Consider the following 16,150-nt stretch of genomic DNA (forward strand, 5'->3'; position numbering starts at 1 on the left):
AAGGCACTTTTATACATTTATTCATTTTGCCTGGATAAGGATAATTAACGAAGCTTACCCGACCATCCAAGTTTAGTGCGTAGTGTGGAGAAGTAATCTCTTCTTGGAAGACTTATCAGCTTGAAGTTTTTTTTGCTTCTTGTGATCTCAAAAATTTCTGATTTTTTTAATTCATAGTAATTGAGTCCGTCTGCATGTATTTCAATAGGGGCGTACTTGCTTAAGTATTCGATTTGGATCTTTTGATTGGCAGCAAGGACAATTGGGCAATTTGAAATGGTATGGGGGCAGATAGGAGTTAAAACCAAAGCTTCTAGATCAGGGCTAATGATAGGACCACCCGCTGATAAAGAATAAGCTGTAGAACCGTTTGGAGTAGCTATAATGATTCCATCGGCTTCAAAAGTATTTAAATATATCCCGTCTATATGAATAGCGATTTTTACTAAGCAGCGATTGCTTCCTCTATGTATAACAATATCATTTACGGCAAAGCACTCCTTGTGACTTGCTTTTCCTTCAATGACGACTCGTTTATGTACTTGGAAAGAGCCCTTAATTAAGTCTTGTAAACTGGGATAAAGATCTGAAATCGGTACATCTGCCATAAATCCCAAATGTCCCAAATTAATCCCCAAAACTGGAATATCAAGGTGTGTATATTTATGAACCAATTTTAATATGCTGCCGTCACCACCCATGGAAATCATAAAGGAAATTGTTGTTAGATCTATTTCTGAAAAAGGAATGGCGCCGATAATTTGTGCTTTTTCATCTTCTGCAACCACAGTGATATTCTGGCTATTTAAGAACTCTCTAATATCGATTGCTAGATCTTTAGAGAGTTGTTTATGGATATTAGGGAAAAGAGCAATAATCATATAAAGGAAGGGTTTAATTGTTCGGAAAAAGAAAAAAATTCTTTTTTAATTTGTTCTGCGATCGCTTTAGGGGATAGATTTAAGCTTTGCATCAAATCTTGATAGCTTCCTTGCTCGATAAATGCTTCAGGGATTCCTAGATTGAGCACTTGTGATTGATAGAATTTATTACGTATAATAAATTGATTAAAGATAGAAGCAAACCCTCCACTCATACTGTGTTCTTCCAAGGTAACAATATAAGTGTGTTTAGCTAAAATGGAGTATAAAAGATCTTGGTCGAGTGGTTTTAAAAAAACAGGATCAACTATAGTTGCATCAATGCCATCAGGCAAAAGGATCTCGCGCACTTTTATAGCGGTATAACACATATGTCCTACTGCAATAATAGCTAACTTACTACCGGTAACTACTATTTCGCCAATTCCAAGAGGACGAACCTTTAAAGCAGCATCTGTTTCTTCTGTTGCCATGTTTGGATAGCGTATAGCTGTTGGCAGGCCCCAAGAAAAAGAACTTTCGAGCAGTTCTTTTAATAACTGAGCATTACGAGGTTGGCAAATCACCATGTTAGGCATAGCGTTGAGAAAGGAGATATCATAAATACCGTGGTGCGTTGACCCATCTGGTCCTGAAATACCAGCCCTATCGATAGCAAAGACAATAGGAAGCTCTTGGAGACAAACATCGTGAAATAGGTTATCAAAAGCTCTTTGTAAAAAAGTTGCGTAGATGGAACAAACAACTTTCATTTTTTTTCCATAAGCTATCCCTCCGCAAAAAGTAACAGCATGTCCTTCTGCAATACCTACATCCAAGCATCTTTCAGGGAAGATTTTCATGAACTCTTGTAAACAAGAGCCAGTTGGCATAGCTGGGGTTACTGCAATTAAACTTGGATCGTTTTTAGCCATTTCAAGGATATGTTTTCCAAATACTTGAGGAAAACTAACTTGAGAAGGTGTAGTTAAAAACTTTTCGGTTTCTTTATCAAAAGGTTTACAGCCATGCCAAGAAACAGGATTCAAAGTAGCGGTTTGCATGCCTTGGCCTTTTACCGTTAATATATGCAATAAAACAGGGTGTGGATTGTTTTTAAGCGCTTCAAGGACCGAGATGAGTTTGTTAATGTCATGCCCATCAACAGGGCCTACATAATCAAGGTGAAACTGTTCAAAAAAAGGAGCTGTGCTAAAGAGATTTTTTAAGGATTCTTTAAGTTTATGTCCTTGTTTGGCAAGTTGTGCGCCTAAGCCAGGAAATTTAGATAGTAAAGATTCTACTTCATGATAGATTTTATTAGAACGAGGGTGGTTAAAAAACCTACTCAGAATATACTTCATTGCTCCTACATTCTCTGAGATCGACATTTCATTATCATTTAAAACCACGATGAAATCTTTTAAATCCCTAGGTATATTGTTAAGAGCTTCTAATGTAAGGCCACAGGTGAGAGTAGCATCGCCTATTATAGGAAGAACGTGCTCTTTGCGCTTATTTACATCGCGATTTTTTGCAACGCCTAAACCAAGAGATAAAGCAGTGCCTGCATGACCTGCATAAAAATGGTCGTGTTTGGATTCTTTAGGATTGCAAAAGCCGCATAACCCTTTAAACTTACGTACCTGATCAAATCTATGATAGCGTCCTGTTAAAAGCTTATGAGGATAGGATTGATGACTTACATCAAAAACAAATTTATCGCTAGGGGAATTAAACACATAATGAAGAGCGATCATGAGTTCAACAATTCCTAGATTAGATGCTAGATGTCCTCCGTTAACAGCCATCACATCAATAATCTTTTGCCTGATTTCTATAGCTAATAATTTAAGGGAATCTAAAGAAAAATGTTTAATTTTGTCTGGGGAAGAAATCTGACTTAACAAAGGATAGCTCATGAGAGATGCTCGTTAGTGTGTAAAAAAGGAGCTGTTTTTGGTTTCCCCTCTTGATCTATTACTAAACCGCCTTCTCGGTTTTTGATTAATATTTCCACCTCTTGCTCTGCTTTTTTTAACTTTTCATTACAAGAACTGATTAAGCAATCAGCCTCTTTATAAAGAGCTAAGGACTCTTCTAAGGAAACTTTTTTAGAATTCATCTGTTCTAAAATTTCTTCTAAACGCAAATATGAATTTTCAAATGAGGTATCTTTCATAGAGATTTAATGGTATGTATAGTTAAACCTAATTGCCCATCTTGTAACATTAGGCGGACTTGTTGATTAGGAATTACTTCCTTTGTAGAGAGAATAACCGAATCGTTTTTTTCATGAAAGAGAATGCCATACCCTTTTGTTAATAAGTATTTAGGGTCAGCAGCTTGTAATAAAGCAATCACTTTGGTAAGAGAGGTTTTTTTTTCGTAAATTAACTGATTTTGTCTTAAATCTATTTTTTTATAACAAAACAAAGAAGATAATTTACTTTTATACTCATAGAGTTTATGTAAAATGGTTTGTTGAAGCAGAGTGTCAATAGCTGCTATTTTCTGTTTTATTTCTTGTAATTGATAACTAGGTCTTAAGTGATGTAGCTTGGATGTTAATAAAGAGAGTTGCCATCTTTTTTTTTGGATGATTTGAGTAAAAGAACGGTTCGTATCTGTTACATAATTATCTACACGTTGAAAGTGGGGTTCCAAAAAAGCATGAGGGTTTTTAATGAAAGGATGATTTGAAACAAAATGCACTTTCTCTGTACATCTCTTAAGATGGCTAGTTATTGCATTCTTTAATTGCATATAGGATGTGTGAAGATAAGTAATCTGTTGGGCGCTCCCAACTGTTACAAGTTCAGCCGCAGCAGATGGAGTAGGAGCTCTTTGATCTGCTACAAAATCAGAGATACAGGTATCTGTTTCATGGCCAACTGCAGAGATGATCGGAATCTTAGAATGGTAAATAGCGCAAGCTACGCTCTCTTCATTGAAGGCCCAAAGATCCTCTAAACTACCACCGCCTCTTCCTACAATCAGAACATCGGCTAGCTGGTGTTTATTAAAGTCTTTAATAGCTTGAGCAATCTCTTTTGCAGCTATCTCTCCTTGTACAGTGACAGGATTTAACAGGATAGATAAACCAGGAGCTCTTCTTTTGAGTATTTGTAAAATATCTTGAATAACAGCTCCTGTTGCAGAGGTAACAACTCCAACCTTCTTAGGATATTTAGGCAAAGGCTTTTTCTTTTCCCTTTCAAAAAAGCCCAACTGCTCTAACTTGGTTTTCAGTTGGTGCCATTTTATCAAAAGCTCGCCTATTCCCATGTAATTTAAACTACGAGCAATAATCTGATAATTACCTCTAGGAGGATATACGCTCAGCTCTCCTTGAACGATCACCTGATCTCCATTTTGCGGAAGACGGGTTAAAAATTTAGTGTTAGAACGAAATAAAACACAAGAAATTTGTGCTTCTGAATCCTTCAAAGTGAAATACAAATGCCCGGAGGATTGAGCTTTGAAATTGCTAATTTCCCCCTTAATACACACAGAAAAAAAATTTAATTCTAAAGTGTGTTTAATAGCCAAGGTGAGCGTAGAAACGGTAAAGATCTCTTCCATAGCCTGAAGAATACAACAATGGATCAATTCTTCAAAAGAGTCTTAAAAAGCATGGCTTTTTTAGATGATTAGTTTAAGAGAGCTTTTTATATTGGTTTATTTCTTTTTTTAGGCTAATACTATATTTTGTTTTTGGAAACTGCATTAAATATTTTAAAAAAATATTATTACAATCTGAATATGTAAATCCAAGTTTACCTATGAAAATCGCCTGTTCTTCTTTTGATAAATCTAAATCTGATTTAGTAATTTTTTCTTTTTGAGCAATTTTATCTTTGAAATAGTCTTCCATAAATATACGACGCGTATCTTCACTATATCTGACTTTTATTTCATCCTCTTTAAACTCAAGAGAGTTTATAAGATCAATAGATAAAGGAGGGGATAATTTGACATATGTATTGTTGGTGAGCATTGATGGATTGAATTCTTTGTTTTTCAAAATATTTTTTTCTAAGGGTTTTTCTGCTACAAATGTAATGGGTGTGTTTCTATTATATCTAACCATTAACTCAGCGTTTGTAAGATGAAAAGGAGAGGCAAAATCAGCGGGTTTTTGTGAAAATAGAAAACATAGAGCTAGTTGAGTCACTCTATTTGTTAATGGTAGACATAATAAAGGGGCTCTTAGTAGTAAAAGAGGCGCTTTAATGAGGTTAATGCATCTGTTTTTCAAAGAAATAGAAGCTGTAGAACCATTAATAAGATGAGTAGAGACGCCTGTTACAGCACTTTTTATGTAGTTATATGCCAACGATATATTATCTTTTGCCATTTCACGGCAAAGTGAATTAAAGGCCAATTCTGCTCGTATTACAGAGGTCGCAGTTTGTAATATAGAGGTCATAGTTTACCTTGCTTTATGTTTTTTGAGTGAAAAGCATTTTAGTTATTAAAATGATATGAATCAATAATTTTATAGAAAAGAGGCTTTTAGAAAAGCCCTTAAACGCTTAATAGATAGGCTTAATTAGCTTTACCATATTATAGATTGACCCAGAATCATTAAATGTAGGGCATAATTGAGGGAATCTCTTATAAAAATCTGCACTTTGCTGAAATTGATTCATGAGATTTGTAGGTATTCGAAAACTAAAAGACTTAAATCTCATTATCTTAGAAAAAAAATTCCATACAAAACCACTTACTTTATTCGTGGTATATGGATGAAAACTTCCTATATTTCCTGAGGAAGAACTTGCTAATAGTGATGATTTTCCTGCCATATTGGAAAAAAAATTGTTTTGAAAATCATATAAATCCTCATATTATATGATTATGTAAAATAATAACATTCAACTTTACTTTAAATTACTATTAATTAAATTAATTTTTTATTGATTGCAAAATACAAAGTGATATATCTTTAAATTAAGATTGAGGTTAAACGGTTCTGTTCTTTAAACTTGCTTTCAGTTCTAAAATCGATTAAAATCACAGCTATTAAAATCTTTAAGTTGGTTTAAACTCTATGTCGCGCGTACCCCTTATTGTTGCAAATTGGAAGATGTATAAATCTGTTAAAGAAGCAAAAGATTTTATCAATAACTTGATTCCTTTGATTGCATCTTCAAAAAGACGCATTTTTATAGCTCCTTCTTATCCTGCGATTCCAGTGTCTGTGAAGACTGCGGGTAATAGCTCTATTGTGATCGGTGCTCAGAATATCCATGATCAAATAGAAGGTGCATTTACAGGGGAGATCTCTGCAAAAATGGTCAAGGAATGTGGAGCGAAGTTTTCTCTCATTGGTCACTCGGAGCGAAGGGAGTATTTTCAAGAAAGCAATCTATTGATAAACCGCAAGATTAAAACTGCTCTTAAAGAGAAACTTATACCCATTTTATGTGTAGGAGAGACACTTCAAGAAAGGGAAGGAGGTCTGGTAGAGGTTACTTTGGGAACTCAGCTTGAAGAGTGTTTAATGGCTTTAAATGAAGAGGAAGTAAAACAAGTTGTGATTGCTTATGAACCCGTTTGGGCTATTGGTACTGGTAAAGCGGCAACCAAAGATGAAGCACAAGAAGCGCATGGATTCATACGTAATTATATTCGAACTTCGATGGGAAAAAGGATCGCCGATGATTTACCCATATTGTATGGGGGGTCGGTAAAACCAGAAAATATATCGAGTTTAATGGTAGAACCTGATATTGATGGAGCGCTTGTTGGAGGGGCTTCTTTAGATGTGATCTCATTTGCTCAGATTATTAATTTTTAGAGGAAATTTATGACTTTTGTTTTTTATCTTATGATTTTTTTATTTATCTTGCTCTGCGCTGTTTTATGTCTTGTAGTATTAGTGCAAGAGAGCAAAAGTTTAGGTTTAGGAGCTTCTTTTGGAGGAGACCCTGGAGATTCTTTGTTTGGTACATCTACAGCGGATGTTTTAAAGAAGTTTACAGCTTATTTAGGGATTATCTTTATTATTTCATGCGTAGTACTGTCTCTATGGACTGGAGCTTTAAGTCGCAGAGCCTCTTTAAATCCTACTGTAATTGAAGAAGTGCAGCATTGATTTTATGTCGGTTTCTCTTCGCTATTATGGCGATCCTATTTTAAGAAAGATCTGTAAACCAATTACTGTAATCACAAATGAAATTAGGCAGCTGACGCAAAGTATGATTGCGATCATGGACGAACATGATGGAATTGGTTTAGCAGCTCCTCAAGTAGGGCATGATATTCGTTTGTTTGTTCTGCGCAATTATATCGAGTTAGAAAATAGTAAATGGAAGCTATCTGAACCTAAAGTGTATATCAATCCAAAGTTATCCTTTCCTAGAAAAAATCAAGAAGAAAAAGAAGAAGGATGCCTTTCTATTCCTAAGATTTTCTGTAAAATCACAAGAGCTGATTTTGTAGTTATAAAAGCTTTAGATCTCAATGGGAATCCTTTTACAGAAAAAATAGATGGTTATAATGCACGTGTGCGTATTCATGAAAATGATCACCTTAACGGTGTGCTTTTTATCGATCATCTGGATGCAAAAATGCGTAAGGAAATCAAACCTCTTCTTAAAGAGATTAAGAAAGAACACCCGTCTATTTAAACAAGGATATAGCAGTTGTAAAGCGATTGTCATTAGGCAAACGTTCATAAGATAGCCTTAATTGCCAGCTACAGGTAAGCATAGTGAAAAGATCAATTTTTCCTGCATGATAGCTTGGTTCACTTTTCCTCCCCCATCCATGTTTTGTTTGGACAAGGCAACTCCACTTAGGGCCAAGGCGAAGGTATCCACGAGATAGAATTGTATTGCGCCGATCGGAAAGAGAAGTATCTAAAAGCTCCGAGATAGGTCTTGCAACATCTAGTAAAAAGTTTTTATGGCTGGCTTTGCGCCAGTCAAAAGCGCTTCGATGGCGAAATTCTGCAGCAAGTGCTAAATCTTCATTTAATGTCCATTCCGCAGATATATTGACAAAATCCCAAACTTGATTTTCAAAATTTCTTGCAATGGTAGTTTTTAAAGCAATAGAAGAAAAATTGCAGCCAAGAGATAAATATCCTTTTGGAAAATTTCTATCAAAGGCATGTTTCCCAAAAAAACCATAAGTGTAAATATCACTGGTAAAAGTAGGCGCGAAATAAGAAGTAATAGGCTGGATTAAATCATTGCGTATACCAACACGTAGTTGATTGAGCTGAGTATAGCCATCATCTATGTCAAAATAGAAGTGTTTATTTAAGTCCAAAACTGGACGAGTATATCCTTGTATATGTGCATAGGGTTCAATCACATGTCTTATACAAGAGTAGGGAGCAACAAGGCGGGTATGAGCTTCTAATCCATAAAAAGCGGTAGCCTGTATTACCGCTTGATCAGAGGAGTTATTGCTGTAAAAAATTCCAGTTGCTCCTATATTGGGTGTTACCATGAAAGGGCCAATAGAAAACGGGCGATAGAGTTCATGATAAGCTTGCACTCTACCTGCACGTGTTTGCGCGGATAAGTGTAAAGCATCTAATTGAAACCTTAATGGATTAGTGTATACGTAATCAAGAAATCCTCCATTAAAATTATTAATAGAGATAATTCCAGAAGAGCCTAAAGTAAAGGGACGTATACCAAAAAAGAAAAAAGGGAGTTCTTGATCAATACTTTGAAAGGGATTAATACGTGGTTGTAGATTGAAATTTAGAAAAGCTTGGTTAAATTCTCTAGAAATGGTTAAGAGAGTGCGCTGTTGTGTATTGATTTCAAAATCTTCACTTTTAAAATCACCTACCATTTGCGAATCGCTTAATTTGTCGTAAGTAAGATGCACTTGTGTTTTTTGATCTTCGCTTAAGTAATGATATAAACCCTGTAAGCGATACCTGTGAGGGCCTTTTTCATAAGGAAAACTTTTATCATGAGCTCCGTAGCTACGTGTAACAAAAATAGTACGCTTGTCTTGAGAGAGATACTCTGTTTCTAAAGCTGCTCCAAACCCTCTTTTTATTCGATAATCCAAGCGAAAGAAGCAATCTATATCCTTCCACGAAAAAAATCGATAGCGCGTAGTTAGCCTTGGTCCTAAAATTTTATCCCATACCACCTTATAGCGAATGGGAGAGTTCTGAAACGCTTTTAAGTTGCTTTTAAATAGAGGGAGCCAGAAAAGTGGGACTTTAAAAAGTCGAAAATGAATATTTTTTGCAGATAATAGATGATTTTTTGTAATAGTAGCTGTATTTGCTTGTAGATCCCAATCGGTGTCTTGATTTTCACATGTAGTTACAAAAGCATTTGTGATAGAGAAAGTTCCATCTTCTAGAAGCTCAATTCTATCTCCTCCTAGAAACCACATATCTACGAAGGTTTTGCCACAGATAACAGTTCCTCTATGGTGAATAAAATCGTATTCTAACTGAGATCCTACAAATACACGATTACCTAGTTCTAGCATTAAATCGCCTTCTGCTAGAATTTTTTGTATAAAAATTCCATTTTCCGTTTTATTGATATAAATCATTTTTTTAGCTTGAATCCGTATACCTCTGGCTTTAGCCACTCCTCCTTCTTCTGTAGAAAGAACTCCATTAGAAAAACTAGGGTTTTTTAAATCGATAGTTAGATCATCTAATTCAGAACAGCTACTTTCAAAACAAGATAAATCTGGTTCAGTAGCCAGGACGCTTAAGAAGCAGAGAGAAAAAATCAGCAAAAAATACATGAATCATTGCTTTAAGGTTACATTATGGAATTTAGCAGTTTAAAGCTATTGCAGGGTTTGGATCAATAGACCTGCGATCAAAGGTCGATTTTTTTGATGTCCTTGCTGTAAACTATTTAGTAAAACATCAAGACCTTCTTCTGTATGCTGATTGCTAATTACCTGATAGCAGCTAATTAACAACTGTGAATTTTCTTCGGGAGTTAATTCAAAGGCAGTTTTGTCTTTAAAATAATTCTCTCTTGGCAAGAGGGGACGAAGTTGAATAATTTGCCTATTTTGTTGAGAATGAATCCATTCTAGAATGAGCCGCTTAGAAGACATATTTTTATTGAGTTGAAATAATGCAAGATTGCAATAATTGCGAATTAAAGGGATTTTTGCTCTTTGAGCATGTTTTTCTAATAAAGCAATTGCCTTAGGAGTCTGTAGATTTTGTAATAAAGAACTTATAGCAGGAATTAAATCTAGTTGTCTTGCATCAAGAAGAAAACTAGCTAAATCTACAAACGTATCAGGAGATAGTTCGATAGCTTTTCTTAACATTTCTTCTTTTACATATAAAGAAAGACCGATTAAATCATAAAAAGAGGATTTCATGTGCTGTTGCATAGAAGGGACTACTTTCCATGCGGTAAAGGCATTACCAATTGTCTTTTGAGGTTGAAATCCGAAATCACGACTATCTCTAACAAGAAACTCTTTTAGATAAGGTAAGCAACCCTCATCTTTTAAATCAAGCAGGGAGAACATAGCATTAAAACGGATCTGCAGATGATTTTCTTGTAAAAAAGAAATCAGTGCTTTTTCCGATCCGATAATTTTACCCAACAATGCAATGGCAAATAGATTTTTCTTTTTTGCTAAAGAAAAGATTTTTTCCTTAGCACTTTCTTCTCCTAGTAAATACAAAGAATAGCTAGCTGCTAACTTCACATTATCATTGGTAGAAAGGCTTAGATTTCGCAAAATAGATAGGGCATGTGTATCTTTTAAAGCTCCGAGAGCAAAACAGCAAGCCTCTTGCTCTGCAGGATTAATATGAGTGACTTTTCTACGAATATTAGGCAGCAACTCTTCATATCCAGCTTTTGCAGAATGTAGAATAGCTTCAATGCGTGTTTTTTGAATAGGGTCATCAAGTAGTTGTTTGAGTAATAAAATGGCATCGGAAGAGCCGACTAAAGCAAAAAATTGAGGGAAAAAAAAGCGCATTTCAGGAGGTAGCTTATGCATGAGAGATTCTACTTGTCCTAAGGAATTTCGCGTTTTTCTAATGGCTAATTGATAGGCTGCTTCTAGTCTTGTATACAAAAAACCAGAGGACATGGCTTTATTTAAAAGAGATTCAAATCGATCATCTTGTAATTGTCCAATTAATTGCAAAGTAGCAAGTTGCACTTCTGGATGTCTGCTTGTAATGCCTGATTCTAAGATTTCTTTTGTAGTTTGAATTCCAGCAATCTTTAATCCCAATAAAGAAATGAGCTGTTCTTCGCTCTCTAAACTTTTAGCGCCTTGCTCCAAAATCATTTCAGCCATGCGCTGTAGTGTTTCAAAGTCATGCCGTCCTAACTCTTCTTTATATTGTTGATAGAGGATAATTGCTTGCGAGAGTTCTTTAGATTGTACAAGATAGAAAATATGTAATGGATTAACCTTTGTTTGCAGAGTTTCTGCTTGTAGGTGAGAATAGATAAAAGATATAAAAAAAAGTAACTTCAAGGTTTTTTTTAACAATGCCATAGATTTACCTGCATTTTAGAAAGAAGCTCTGTTACTACATTAATCGGTAATTCCATTATATTGTAATAACATCTTATAATTCGATTGACCAAGATACTACTTGATCCTTGAATTCTATATCCACCTGCTTTATCTAAGTAGAGATCACTTTTCTGTAAGTGGATTAAAAAAAGAACATAAGATTTCTCTTAGATTTATTATAGATTTTCCCTTTAAAATAGAGGTTTTTTCAGCAAGTTTTTTAGCATAAGACTTAGGATCTTTATTAAAGGGATTATACTTTCATCAAAATGAAAAGGGCATTGAGTAAAAGGAAGAGAAAAATAGCGTAAAATTTCTGCGCGTCTAGGTGAGTTTGATGCTAGAATATAACATATAAAAGGCTTCTTATAAACCAGGGCTACCCCGTATCTTCTTTTTTCTTAAGTTTTTTGGAAGGTACCTTGTGAATGAGAAGCTCTGTGTGATCAACCCAGATAGGAGAGCTCCATGCAATATGACCATTTTCTTGTGTTACTTTAAGGTAGTAATAGATAAAGGGAGGACGCTCATCGGGAGATTGTAAAGAGATCTTTGAGATAGATTCGGCATCATCAATAGCAAATTCATATTCTGTTTGATTAGGATTAATGATTTTGAATGGAATGCCATTACGAATAATCAAAACTTCTGTAATGTTCTCTGTTGTTGCTATAAAACCTGTAATATGACGATTAAAAATCAGGCCGGGTTTGATTTTTGTGTTTAATTCACTTCCCATGCATGCTCCTGCAATGAAAAATCCTAATACAATTCTATCCCCGGTAGTTGCATAGCAAGATCTTTGATAAAGTGCCTGAAAGAGAGATTCTCTTGTTTGTTCTGCTGCTATAATAGCAGTTAACCCAGCAGAGTATTGCACTTGTGGGCCTTCATAAAGACCATTATATACTCCACGATCATCTAAGCCACCTGCTACAAAACCAAAACGACAGTTGCGGTTTAGAGCTTGTCTGATAGAGCCTTTTTCAGATTCTACAATCTCTTTACCGTTTTTTGCTGTAATAGGCCTGAGGTTTCCTTCTCTCCCTAAACATTCAGAAGAACCCCAGCAATTGTAAATTTCCACAACTCTTTCAAAATCAGGGTCAAATTCTTTAAAATTTGTCTCCATTCCTTTTGCCATACTAAAGGAAGCAATAGATAAAATCTCTTTAGGGGAATGGGCTTTATAGATCTTTTTCAGAGAGCTGTTTTTAGCATCTTTTTTACGCAAAATGGGTTTATTGTCTTTAGAGTAAATCAGCTGATGAATTCCTTCTTCTAATGGTTTTCCTACCCATTGAAATCCTAGAAAAGTAGAAAATCTTAAGTCTTCATTAAATTCAGCAATTTGTGAAGAAATAACTTTCCATATGTCATTAGAGGTTTCTTCTGTATTTTCAAAAGAGGAAGAGGCAAAGAAATGAAAGTTTTTCTCATCACGCAGATAGCGAAGACAGGTTTCAATATTATTGCCCGCATCAAATCGCTCGGATTCTCCATGTAGCTGTCCCCAAAAAATGCTTTTATCTGCATCTGAGTCTGTAGAGCATTTAATAGGAGATGAATAAAACACTTCTTTTGTTGTTAAATTGCGCAGCTCAATCCTATAGATTCCAGATTCTCCAAAATATAGATTGGGAATATTGATAAAACCAGTTTCTGGGACAAATAACTTCCAATTTAAATTCTCGCGCAAATTTTTATAAGAAAGTTCAATTAAAGTGCCTTCAGGTGCCTGATGGGTTAAGTTTCCATAGCAGTCCTCAAAACGAATAATCACATCAAAGCGCTTATTTTTAGAAACCAATGAAGGAGCTATGATACGGATGTTTTCTAAGGAGCTTCCTTTAACATCTAAAGTAAAAACCTCAGGCTCTTTCCAGTCGCCTTTTCCTTTAGGGTCAATATAAAGGTGAAAAGCCCGTTTTCTTTGCAAAAAGGTTTGAGCTCGATTTCCCTCTTTTGAGAGCTCTTCACTAGCTCCCATGGTAATGATTGCTGTTTCTCCTGCTTTTAGATCAGAGCTCAGACAGAACTCAAAAGTAGACTGATCTGTTTTTTTAGCACTAATAGACTTACTTTCAGGGATTTGTAGCCAAATTCGATTTTTCTTTTCTTTGGAGCCGGTCTCAGGTATTTGCCAGTCGCTAATTCTGCCTTGAGAAAGAAGGTTAAATTTTAAAATAGTGCCTTTAGGCAACGTTACAGCAGTAGTATAAAAAAAATTCCAATTTGAAACTTGACCAGCAAAAGCCAGATTAGGCTCGCAATAACAGATCGATCGACGCATGAAATCTCCTGATATTATCCAACGAACTGATATTGTGCCTGATAAGGTGATTCTTTAGCAAGAGGCTTAAAAATAAAGATTTTTCTTACTATAAAAGACTTAGTAAAAAATCTTTATTTATTATAAACAAGTTTATTGTATAATTAGTTAAAAAAACTAAATTAGGTAGTTGTAAATGAGAATTAATCCGATTAATAGTAAACAATCATTTATCTTTAAGCCTTTAAGGATCATTCAATCTCTAGGTTGGGTTGCAGTGGCCATTTTATCCCTTCCTACTGTAATTGGAGCCTATTTTGCATGGAAAAAATTAGCAGCTATTTGGAATAAACATGAAAGATTTGACACACAAAAAACAAATGAAGTTGTTTCAAAACTATTTTTAGAAGGCAGTGAGAATGGATTTGAAGAGGTCTTTAGCGAAGTAGCGGAGACAGCATCAAAAGAGTCAACGCTTTATGAACAAGCAATTCATCAGTTTAAAGGATCGAGCTGCTTAGGTTCTCGTTCAGCAGAAGCTTATTTAGATTATTTAAAAAATACAGAAAAGAATCTTGGTTTTCATTTTAATACGAATCTTCTGCATAATTTAGGATTTACCCTTAATGAATTTTTGACAAATATTAAAGCAGAAGCAAAAGATGCTAAATTGATTTTTGTGCCTTTCTTATTGGCAGGGAATCTACTTCGCGAACAGCATATCGTAGTGGCGGTAATTAATAAGACAAATGAGCAAATAGAGTATTTTGATCCTAAAGGAAACCAATTTTATTCTATATTTGGTCGTTTAGTAGACCGTAATCTAGAACAATGGAGTATACCGACTCAAGCATTTTTAGAAAAGCTTAGCACATCTATTTTCCCAGATAAAGAACCTTCAATTATTCGCAATATAAATGGGCCTCAGTCTTTATCAAATAAAGTGGATTGTGGTGTTCATGCTTTAGATTTTATTCAAGCAAGGATGCATATCGATTTTATTCCAAGTAAATATCCTAATTACTTTGAAACTTCTCTTTCTTCTAATGGGAAACAATTACGAAATACAATGGCTGCTACTTTACAAAGTAGGCTAGATAGCGGGCAAATCGTTTCTTAGATAGATTCCAAAAAGGTTAGAGTTGAACTAGGAAATAAGTTTTTTTCTTAAAACTTAAAGAGAATGAGTAATTTTGATCTTCTCGATGGAGCGCTCGGTAGAGCTTAAGATCTCTAGGTCGAAGTTATCTTGATGAAGGCGCCAACCTTTAGAAGGGATGGCCCCTGCTCGATGCACTACAAATCCTCCAATGGTATCGTATTCAGGACTTTGAGGAATGCGTATACCTAATTCTGCTTCAATGTCAAGAATAGACATCTTAGCGCTGATAACCCATCCTTCTGCATTGGGTAGTGCTGTATAAAGGCTTTCTGTGCCTACATCATATTCATCGGCAATTTCTCCTACCAGCTCTTCTAAAATATCTTCAATGGTTACAATGCCTTCTGTTCCTCCCCATTCATCTACTACAATGGCAAGATGGATCTGTTTACTGCGAAATTCTTGCAATAAATAAGCAATTTTTTTGGTTTCTGGTGTATAGAGAACAGGCTTAATGATTTTTTCTATAGAAGAAGAAAGCAACTTAGCATCATTTTGATGCTCAATATGCACTTTTAGAATATCTTTGTAGAGCAGAACTCCAACCATATTGTCAACAGTGTCTTTATAAACAGGGATACGGCTAAAGTTTTCTGTAAGAAAAATTTTAGCTGCTTCTATTAAAGAGGTTGTTGAAGGCAAGCTGACTAGATTGACTCTGGGGACCATAACTTCTCTGACAATCCTTTCTTTAAAAGATACAATAGAGCCGATCAACTTTTGCTCATTTGCGTCTAAATAAGCCCCTAACTCTGTTTCTTGTAATAGCTCATGAATCTTGTCTTTCAGTCGAAAACTAAGAGGGCTTTTTTTGTCTTGAGAGAGCTTAACAGAGAGTAATTGTATCAATCTAAAAAAAGGAGCTGTTAAAGGAATACACAGAGATAAAATCAGAGAACAGGGAGCAGCTAAAATAGATAATGTCTTTTTTGATTTAAATCGACCAAATAAACTAAAGAGGCAATCTGTTGTTAGTGAAGTAAGAATGATTGCACAGATAATAAAAACAATCGCTTTTTGATCATAAAGCAGTTCTTCAGATAAATTGTTGTGGAGCATGTTTTGTTTTATCAAAAGAAAAAAAGCTGTTAAAACAAACCCAATACGTAGAATGTGCTTTGTAAAGCTCAAAGAAAAAAGAATGCCTTCCCACTTTTGTTTACCAAAAAAAACCCGAAGAAAATAACGGAAAAATAAAGGGAGATGCTTTTGTTTTAAATAATCTTCTACTTGTAGTTTTCCCATTTGTTGCAGAGCAACAGAAACCGCGGTTAAAGCACTGGATCCAATTAAGAATAAAAAAGTGATTATACTGTAAAAAGTAGTCAAAATAATGTTCCT

The 16,150-nt window shown here is 35.0% G+C and carries 14 protein-coding genes; 4 read left to right on the forward strand and 10 right to left on the reverse strand.

Features of this window, described 5'->3' with window-relative positions:
• Window positions 1-44: 44 nt before the first annotated feature.
• Genes RHAB15C_RS03140 through RHAB15C_RS03160 form a run of 5 tightly spaced genes read right to left on the reverse strand, consistent with a single transcriptional unit; the run spans window position 45 to window position 5,292 of the window.
• The gene (locus RHAB15C_RS03140) at window positions 45-881 is read right to left on the reverse strand and encodes an NAD(+)/NADH kinase (RefSeq protein ID WP_194845693.1); all 837 of its coding nucleotides are present in this window, start codon (window positions 879-881) and stop codon (window positions 45-47) included.
• Entirely contained in the window at window positions 878-2,782 is a 1,905-nt protein-coding gene (locus RHAB15C_RS03145) for a 1-deoxy-D-xylulose-5-phosphate synthase (protein WP_194845692.1), read from the reverse strand. The genes RHAB15C_RS03140 and RHAB15C_RS03145 overlap by 4 nt, the downstream gene beginning before the upstream one ends.
• Window positions 2,779-3,042 (reverse strand): exodeoxyribonuclease VII small subunit, encoded by a 264-nt coding sequence (gene xseB, locus RHAB15C_RS03150; protein ID WP_194845691.1) that lies wholly within the window; start codon window positions 3,040-3,042, stop codon window positions 2,779-2,781. The genes RHAB15C_RS03145 and xseB overlap by 4 nt, the downstream gene beginning before the upstream one ends.
• Complete coding sequence (gene xseA, locus RHAB15C_RS03155) at window positions 3,039-4,472, reverse strand: exodeoxyribonuclease VII large subunit (RefSeq protein ID WP_194845690.1); 1,434 nt, start codon at window positions 4,470-4,472, stop codon at window positions 3,039-3,041. Before xseA ends, xseB begins: the two co-directional genes overlap by 4 nt.
• A 46-nt stretch (window positions 4,473-4,518) precedes the next feature.
• Window positions 4,519-5,292, reverse strand: coding sequence for a hypothetical protein (locus RHAB15C_RS03160; RefSeq protein WP_194845689.1), 774 nt, complete (start codon window positions 5,290-5,292; stop codon window positions 4,519-4,521).
• Window positions 5,293-5,916: 624 nt separating this feature from the next.
• Between RHAB15C_RS03160 and tpiA the strand changes: the two genes are divergently transcribed.
• From tpiA to def, 3 genes are read left to right on the forward strand one after another with little or no spacing between them, the layout of a single operon-like run.
• Complete coding sequence (gene tpiA / locus RHAB15C_RS03165) at window positions 5,917-6,666, forward strand: triose-phosphate isomerase (RefSeq protein ID WP_194845688.1); 750 nt, start codon at window positions 5,917-5,919, stop codon at window positions 6,664-6,666.
• 9 nt (window positions 6,667-6,675) lie between these two features.
• Window positions 6,676-6,963, forward strand: coding sequence for a preprotein translocase subunit SecG (gene secG / locus RHAB15C_RS03170; protein WP_194845687.1), 288 nt, complete (start codon window positions 6,676-6,678; stop codon window positions 6,961-6,963).
• Between the two features lie 4 nt (window positions 6,964-6,967).
• Window positions 6,968-7,498, forward strand: a complete 531-nt coding sequence (gene def / locus RHAB15C_RS03175) for a peptide deformylase (protein WP_194845686.1) — start codon at window positions 6,968-6,970, stop codon at window positions 7,496-7,498.
• On the opposite strand, the gene RHAB15C_RS03180 is transcribed toward def, so the two are convergent.
• From RHAB15C_RS03180 to RHAB15C_RS03200, 4 genes are all read right to left on the reverse strand, one after another.
• Complete coding sequence (locus tag RHAB15C_RS03180) at window positions 7,491-9,608, reverse strand: LPS-assembly protein LptD (RefSeq protein ID WP_194845685.1); 2,118 nt, start codon at window positions 9,606-9,608, stop codon at window positions 7,491-7,493. The two genes, def and RHAB15C_RS03180, sit on opposite strands and share 8 nt — an antisense overlap.
• Before the next feature lie 45 nt (window positions 9,609-9,653).
• The gene (locus tag RHAB15C_RS03185) at window positions 9,654-11,354 is read right to left on the reverse strand and encodes a HEAT repeat domain-containing protein (protein WP_194845684.1); all 1,701 of its coding nucleotides are present in this window, start codon (window positions 11,352-11,354) and stop codon (window positions 9,654-9,656) included.
• Window positions 11,342-11,518, reverse strand: coding sequence for a Maf family protein (locus tag RHAB15C_RS07440; RefSeq protein ID WP_194845798.1), 177 nt, complete (start codon window positions 11,516-11,518; stop codon window positions 11,342-11,344). The genes RHAB15C_RS03185 and RHAB15C_RS07440 overlap by 13 nt, the downstream gene beginning before the upstream one ends.
• Window positions 11,519-11,754: 236 nt before the next feature.
• Window positions 11,755-13,668, reverse strand: a complete 1,914-nt coding sequence (locus tag RHAB15C_RS03200) for a DUF3604 domain-containing protein (protein ID WP_194845683.1) — start codon at window positions 13,666-13,668, stop codon at window positions 11,755-11,757.
• A 175-nt stretch (window positions 13,669-13,843) separates the two neighbouring features.
• Here RHAB15C_RS03200 and RHAB15C_RS03205 point away from each other — a divergent pair, with 175 nt between their 5' ends.
• Window positions 13,844-14,767, forward strand: coding sequence for a Ulp1 family isopeptidase (locus RHAB15C_RS03205; RefSeq protein WP_194845682.1), 924 nt, complete (start codon window positions 13,844-13,846; stop codon window positions 14,765-14,767).
• 54 nt (window positions 14,768-14,821) lie between these two features.
• On the opposite strand, the gene RHAB15C_RS03210 is transcribed toward RHAB15C_RS03205, so the two are convergent.
• Window positions 14,822-16,138, reverse strand: a complete 1,317-nt coding sequence (locus RHAB15C_RS03210) for a hemolysin family protein (RefSeq protein ID WP_194845681.1) — start codon at window positions 16,136-16,138, stop codon at window positions 14,822-14,824.
• Between the last annotated feature and the right edge of the window lie 12 nt (window positions 16,139-16,150).

This window comes from Candidatus Rhabdochlamydia porcellionis (assembly GCF_015356815.2).
GTDB classification, from domain to species: Bacteria; Chlamydiota; Chlamydiia; order Chlamydiales; family Rhabdochlamydiaceae; genus Rhabdochlamydia; species Rhabdochlamydia porcellionis.

Coding starts and splice junctions, on each gene's coding strand:
- RHAB15C_RS03145 (WP_194845692.1), bottom strand. CDS start 2,782: ATGAGCTATCCTTTGTTAAGTCAGATTTCTTCCCCAGACAAAATTAAA.
- RHAB15C_RS03200 (WP_194845683.1), bottom strand. CDS start 13,668: ATGCGTCGATCGATCTGTTATTGCGAGCCTAATCTGGCTTTTGCTGGT.
- RHAB15C_RS03205 (WP_194845682.1), top strand. CDS start 13,844: ATGAGAATTAATCCGATTAATAGTAAACAATCATTTATCTTTAAGCCT.
- RHAB15C_RS03160 (WP_194845689.1), bottom strand. CDS start 5,292: ATGACCTCTATATTACAAACTGCGACCTCTGTAATACGAGCAGAATTG.
- xseB (WP_194845691.1), bottom strand. CDS start 3,042: ATGAAAGATACCTCATTTGAAAATTCATATTTGCGTTTAGAAGAAATT.
- tpiA (WP_194845688.1), top strand. CDS start 5,917: ATGTCGCGCGTACCCCTTATTGTTGCAAATTGGAAGATGTATAAATCT.
- secG (WP_194845687.1), top strand. CDS start 6,676: ATGACTTTTGTTTTTTATCTTATGATTTTTTTATTTATCTTGCTCTGC.
- RHAB15C_RS03185 (WP_194845684.1), bottom strand. CDS start 11,354: ATGGCATTGTTAAAAAAAACCTTGAAGTTACTTTTTTTTATATCTTTT.
- RHAB15C_RS03180 (WP_194845685.1), bottom strand. CDS start 9,608: ATGTATTTTTTGCTGATTTTTTCTCTCTGCTTCTTAAGCGTCCTGGCT.
- def (WP_194845686.1), top strand. CDS start 6,968: ATGTCGGTTTCTCTTCGCTATTATGGCGATCCTATTTTAAGAAAGATC.
- RHAB15C_RS03140 (WP_194845693.1), bottom strand. CDS start 881: ATGATTATTGCTCTTTTCCCTAATATCCATAAACAACTCTCTAAAGAT.